The 5,567-nt window shown below is 41.0% G+C and carries 7 protein-coding genes; 5 read left to right on the top strand and 2 right to left on the bottom strand.

The features are described from left to right. Positions 1 to 229 precede the first annotated feature (229 nt). The 4 genes from P378_RS01455 to P378_RS01445 are packed head-to-tail and all read left to right on the top strand — an operon-like array spanning position 230 to position 2,520. Positions 230 to 547: a tyrosine-type recombinase/integrase gene (locus tag P378_RS01455; RefSeq protein WP_274378618.1), complete on the top strand. Its 318-nt coding sequence runs from the start codon at positions 230 to 232 to the stop codon at positions 545 to 547. Next, positions 525 to 914, top strand: coding sequence for a hypothetical protein (locus tag P378_RS20490; RefSeq protein ID WP_238472729.1), 390 nt, complete (start codon positions 525 to 527; stop codon positions 912 to 914). Before P378_RS01455 ends, P378_RS20490 begins: the two co-directional genes overlap by 23 nt. Then, complete coding sequence (locus P378_RS20485) at positions 911 to 1,504, top strand: tyrosine-type recombinase/integrase (protein ID WP_238472728.1); 594 nt, start codon at positions 911 to 913, stop codon at positions 1,502 to 1,504. Before P378_RS20490 ends, P378_RS20485 begins: the two co-directional genes overlap by 4 nt. Continuing rightward, the gene (locus P378_RS01445) at positions 1,501 to 2,520 is read left to right on the top strand and encodes a site-specific integrase (RefSeq protein ID WP_099082022.1); all 1,020 of its coding nucleotides are present in this window, start codon (positions 1,501 to 1,503) and stop codon (positions 2,518 to 2,520) included. The genes P378_RS20485 and P378_RS01445 overlap by 4 nt, the downstream gene beginning before the upstream one ends. Positions 2,521 to 2,773: 253 nt before the next feature. Here the strand turns inward: P378_RS01445 and P378_RS01440 are convergent, their stop codons facing one another. Further along, positions 2,774 to 3,406: a helix-turn-helix domain-containing protein gene (locus tag P378_RS01440; protein WP_238472727.1), complete on the bottom strand. Its 633-nt coding sequence runs from the start codon at positions 3,404 to 3,406 to the stop codon at positions 2,774 to 2,776. 215 nt (positions 3,407 to 3,621) lie between these two features. On the opposite strand from P378_RS01440, the gene P378_RS22670 reads away from it, so the two are divergent. Further along, positions 3,622 to 3,747, top strand: coding sequence for a hypothetical protein (locus P378_RS22670; protein WP_274378617.1), 126 nt, complete (start codon positions 3,622 to 3,624; stop codon positions 3,745 to 3,747). 997 nt (positions 3,748 to 4,744) lie between these two features. On the opposite strand, the gene P378_RS01430 is transcribed toward P378_RS22670, so the two are convergent. Next, a complete protein-coding gene (locus P378_RS01430) occupies positions 4,745 to 5,473 on the bottom strand; it encodes a DUF4367 domain-containing protein (protein ID WP_099082021.1) in 729 nt (242 codons plus the stop codon). Positions 5,474 to 5,567 lie beyond the last annotated feature (94 nt).

Genomic DNA, 5,567 nt, shown 5'->3' with positions numbered 1-5,567 from the left:
CAGGTAATTACAATTTACCCCAAGAAAGGCAAGTCAAAAAAGGATCGAGAATGTTTTTCATTAACCAAATTAACGCCTGAGGAAAAAAGGGTTTTAGAGATTTTAGACATCAAAAAGTATGCCCTCGGGGGGTAATACGTTTCTATCCCCTGAAAGTCTTGTGGTTACTGGCTGAGGGGTTATTGTAATCGTTATTTCGTAAACTCACGCTAGTTCGGAGTTACCATACATTTTCCTTCATGTTACATCCCCATATGACCGGTTAAACCGATCAACCCTCCACAGTATTGTATGCTTTTATCTTAGGAGAGCCGATATACACTACGAAAAACAAAGGAAACATGGTCCCCATGCACTCCGCCATAGCCTGGCAGGAGTCCTGCTTGAGAAAAAGACACCTTTACCTGTCATTTCTGAAGTGCTCGGGCATAAAAATACGGAAAGCACCCGGTTATATCTCAGGATCGATATGAATTCCCTGCGCCAGTGTGCCTTGGAAGTGCCACCTGTCTCTCACTCCTTTTATGAAAGGTGGTCTGGCAGATGAGCAGGTATCAGGCATCTATGCCTCACTAATTGAGCAATATATTGATTTCAAAAGAAACTTGGGTTATAAGTTTAAAGATGCGGAAAGTGTCTATTACCTATTTGATCAGTTTACCATCCTTAACGGTGAAACCGAAATCGGCATCACGAAAGAACTCGCCAATAAATGGGCCGTAAAACGGCCTAATGAATCGGACAGTACTTGTTATAAAAGAGTCATGTATCTGATACAGTTTTCCTCCTTCCTGAATGATTCGGGATATCCTTCGTATATTTTAAGGCTACCAAAGGCTTACAAAAGCACTTTTACGCCATACATTTTCTCCAGGGAGGAAATGAAGCCATCTTCGAAGCCAGTGACCGGTTGAAAATAGATAACTCAATGGATTCGGCAGTCAATGTAATTCCTGTAATTTTACGTATGCTGTATGGTACAGGAATCCGTATCGGTGAAGCAGTATCTTTAAAAGTAAAAGATGTAAACCTGACTGAGAAATATATAATCATCCGACAAAGTAAAAATGGTATGGAGAGGATGATACCTTTTTCAGATTCACTTGCTGATGTTTGCAGGCAATATAGAAATTCGTTACAGGTCCTACAGGATCCTGAAGACTATTTTTTCGTGAAACGTAATGGACGAAGATGCAATCCAAAAGGTATCTATGAATGGTTTAGGAAGGTGCTCTGGGAAGCAGGCATTTCACATGGTGGGAAAAGGCAGGGTCCTCGCCTGCACGATCTCCGCCATGCATTTAGTGTACATTCTCTCACGGCAATGGCAGAATCAGGACTGGATCTGTATTATTCTCTTCCGATTCTCTCTGAATATTTGGGACATCAGTCCCTGGAAGCAACGGAAAAATATGTTAGGCTTACCTCTGAAATGTATCCAGGGCTTATTCATGATGTTAACAGTATCTGCGCTTATGCTTTTCCTGAGGTGGACTTGCCATGAGACCTACTGATTTTTCGAAAAGCCTGACCGATTTCCTTACCTGTTATCTCCCCGGTGAAAAAGGAGCTAGTAAAAATACCATTGCTTCTTATAAAGATACGTTTATCCTCTTTCTCGCATTCATGAAGGATGAGAAAGGAATTTTAGCTGACAAAGTGATGCTAAAGCACGTAAATAAAGAAATCGTTGTGGATTTTCTGGATTGGATTGAAGAAAAACGGCATTGCTGTGCAGCAACACGAAATGTACGACTTGCTGCTCTGCATTCATTCTTCCAGTACTTGCAGTACCAAAGCCCAGAAAATCTGCTGGAATGGCAGAGGATACTATCCATTCCCGTAAAAAAGACGGAAAAGCCATCGATTAGTTATCTTTCATTGGAAGGTATTCGCTTACTTCTTGAACAACCGGACTGTTCGACACGTAACGGGCGGAGGGATCTTGCTTTATTGTCACTGATGTATGACAGCGGAGCGCGTGTCCAGGAAATCATAGACTTGACGCCCTCAATGGTGCGACTTGATGTGCCATGTACTGTAAAATTGATTGGAAAAGGAAATAAATCCAGAGTTGTTCCGCTTCTTGATGTCCAAGTAAAATTCCTTAAAACGTATATGGTAGAGCAAAAGCTGTTAGAACCCCACGCTAACCTGTATCCGTTGTTCAGTAACAGCAGGAAAGAAAAGCTTACCCGTGCCGGTGTAAATTATATACTGGAGAAATATGCTAAGCAGGCAAGGCTGAAAAATCCCACTTTAATTCCTGAAAAGCTGAGTTGTCACTGTCTAAGGCACTCGAAAGCCATGCACTTGCTCCAATCAGGTGTTAATTTAGTATATATACGCGATATCCTAGGCCACACCTCTGTCCAGGTAACGGAGGTTTATGCCAGAACGGATTCTCGCCAAAAGCGGGAGGCAATTGAGAAAGCCTATACAGATGTCACGCCAAAAGACACACCTTCATGGCTAGTCAATGACGATTTACTCGAATGGCTTAAATCTTTTTCTAAATAATAAACCGTGTAGATAATGTAAAGTAAAACAATGGTATCTGCCAATAAAACCGGTAATTTTACTGGCTTACTTTACATTATCATACACTTTCCATAACCTTTTTCATTACCCCTACGGATATTGCAAAACCGGTAACGAAAGCCATAGTAGATGGATAATTGTAACAATCCTTCAGTGGGCTCTTTTTCAGTGCCAACAAATCGTTTAACAGCCACCTTCATGTTGTCATACACTAGGGTCTGGTATACCCCACCTACTTCTTGAAAGAACCGGGCATGTGCTCCTGAAAACATTCAGTTTTCTGTTTAGTAAACAAATATGCATATCGGTAATTACCATAGGCAGATGTAAATGCAGCCATTTGATGTATCTGGAGCTTTCCGCCAATTGTCAGTTTTACTTCTCCCCAGTCGAACTCGCAGACATCACCTGGTATGTAAGACTCTTTAATAAAGGCTTCTTTGGTTTTCCGTTCTAGCAACCGTACAATTCGCTTGACGCTGCTATAGCTGATGTCTACATTGTCTTCCACTAGGGCTTCATAAATATCAATTATTTTTTTAACTTGTTTATGTTGGCCATTCCTCCGTTTCTGTTCATTTTCATCCAAATGTTTTTTTATTAGGCTTTGAATATCTTCAGTAACTTTCCGCTTGGGCCTGTTTCCTACGGTATACTTGGGGGTTTCTACAATTTCCTGAATTAGTTCCCCGGGATCTACTAGGCCAGAGGATTGTTCCAACTCCTTTCGCTTTTCTTCGTATTTATTGATGTATCTGCGGACCGTTTTTCGATCCACACCCAACAATCTGGCAATTTCCCGCTGGGACTTTCCCTCCCGGTAATACATGATGAGTATATTTTGTTTTTGAATCAACTTGATCATCTCTCCCGGCTCCTCACATAGCTGTAATTTTGCTCTATGAGGATTATCGGCTAAGGTGGGGGAATTTTCAATGACCTTTGTGGTGTACTTTTAAATTACCATAAACAAAGGCCGCATATATTCGCCATCAAATGAAAACCGCCGATCTTAAAACCCCCTTATTTTCGGACAGTGCCATAAAACTAACTCACACTGAAACGAAGGGGATACCCCGATTGATTAACAGCCTTTGCAATCAAGCCCTTTATGATGCCAAGCGGCGGAACAGTGACGTAATTGAGGAAAGCATGATCGGTAGAATCCTAGCTGATGCAGAACGCCAACGCGGTACAGTCGGTTAATGAATTAAGCCCCCATTGTCTACAAGAAGATGTGGCAATGGGGATTTTCCCTATTTTCAACAGTATTAACAGTGGCTGGCTTTTGCGGATAGGGTTATCCCCATTAGCTGGCATGTACATAAGGTTGGTTGTCGCTAGAATAATCATTACCCTGGCAGGGTGACGTTATATTTCCTACGTCATTGACAGTGAGAAATTGCCGTCAAATTAGGTGATTAGCTACACCAGAGAGTAAAACTCAAACTCTCTGGCTTTATTCTTTCTATATTAGTCCACTGTAGATTATTAATCTGGTTTGGGTTGACTTGTTCCAGCCACTCCTTTGGACTTAGTGTGAGTGTTTTCCGGGTTTTAGCTTTGATTTTATCTTTGAAGTCTCTTAGGTTCGCCCTGTTGGTTTGGTGATAAAATAAGGTTTTCCGTCCTTCTTACGCGGTCTCCAGTGCTCGAAGGTGAACCCCATGAAATTCACATTTCCCGGGTTAATTTTTCTTGTACATTTACTAAAACTTTTTGAAACCAAATGCTATATATCTTTGTCAAGATTATGAAAAAATTAATTACATGGGAGGAATTGATCATGGTAAAAAATCTCAAGTCAATGGTTTTGGTGTTGGTCGGATTGGTGTCTTTAGCTTTAGGACAACCTGTTGGGGCCCAGGGCAATGTACAAGCTTCTGTTGTTAACCCCCAGGCTTACCGGTACATGTATGATGCCTCATGTCTGAGTACTCTTGACGCGCCGTGATCGGTGTTTCCGGAGTAACCAGAACGTATAGTACAGTAGATAAAATTACAACTACAGCTTATTTAGAAAAAAAGACTTCCTCGGGGTGGTCGGTTGTTAAAAGTTGGACCAATTCCACCAGGAGTAGCAATTCTTGTAAAGTAAGTGGAAGTTATACCGGAGTACCTGGAACTACTTATCGAGTCCGGTGCTACCACCGCGTAGATGAAGGCAATTTGATTGAAACCAACACATCCTATACCAACTCTTTTACTGTAAATTGACTCTTTTGGTTGAGTTGGCTAGCATCAAAATGTTGTCTTCGGATATATTCCCTACAATACTAATGAAAATGTCTCTATCCACCCAGGACAATTTAGAAAAGCCATTTTTATAAACAATAAGGGTAGCCTCCTGTCCTTTGACATTAGCCTTTTTCATGACGGCATCCTCAGTGTCATAAGAATTTCCCTGGTTTAAGTCACCGACAATATTCATTTGAGTAATAGTAACTTCTGACCCATTACCTTTAAGCAATAGTTCAACCTGCCTGGAATTACCCACATTAGTTACTTCCGCCTTTTCAAGTTTGTAAACATCCATCATATCCAGGGGAAGCAGAATATCATAACGTACATCTTTTAAGACACTGTATACTTCAGGAGTAAGGTAGTCTGCAGTGTCTTTCTTATTTTCTTTCCCGAAAGAGATATAGGCGGTCTGAACTTTGCCGCTAATAAAAGACTTTATACTTTGAAACACTTTTAAATTAATGGCGGTGCCTTGAGTTGGCAGCATGAATAATGAGGTCGTTATCGCCAAAATCACAAAACCGGCGACAGCCCAATGTTTGAGGTTTTTTCTTGGCCTCCTAACATTGTATCGATTACTGAATTTTTCCCAAGCCTCGTCTAGGTTAATATCTTTATCCTTCCTGGCTTTTTCCTGCAGGGATCTTTTAATTAATTCGTCAAGAGTGACATATTTTTCTTCACTCAACTTTCAGCCCACCTTTTGGATCCTTTTCGATATATCCCTCTTTAATTAACTTACTTCTAATGCTACTTCTGGCCCTATAGAGCAGAGTCTTAAT

The sequence above is a fragment of the Desulforamulus profundi genome (assembly GCF_002607855.1).
Note: the sequence above shows the minus strand (reverse complement) of the source record. Positions and strands in the feature narration are given on the sequence as shown.

Bases quoted from the DNA above. Each gene is read 5' to 3' on its own strand.
- P378_RS20490 (WP_238472729.1), top strand. From the start codon at position 525: ATGAAAGGTGGTCTGGCAGATGAGCAGGTATCAGGCATCTATGCCTCA.
- P378_RS01445 (WP_099082022.1), top strand. From the start codon at position 1,501: ATGAGACCTACTGATTTTTCGAAAAGCCTGACCGATTTCCTTACCTGT.
- P378_RS01440 (WP_238472727.1), bottom strand. From the start codon at position 3,406: ATGATCAAGTTGATTCAAAAACAAAATATACTCATCATGTATTACCGG.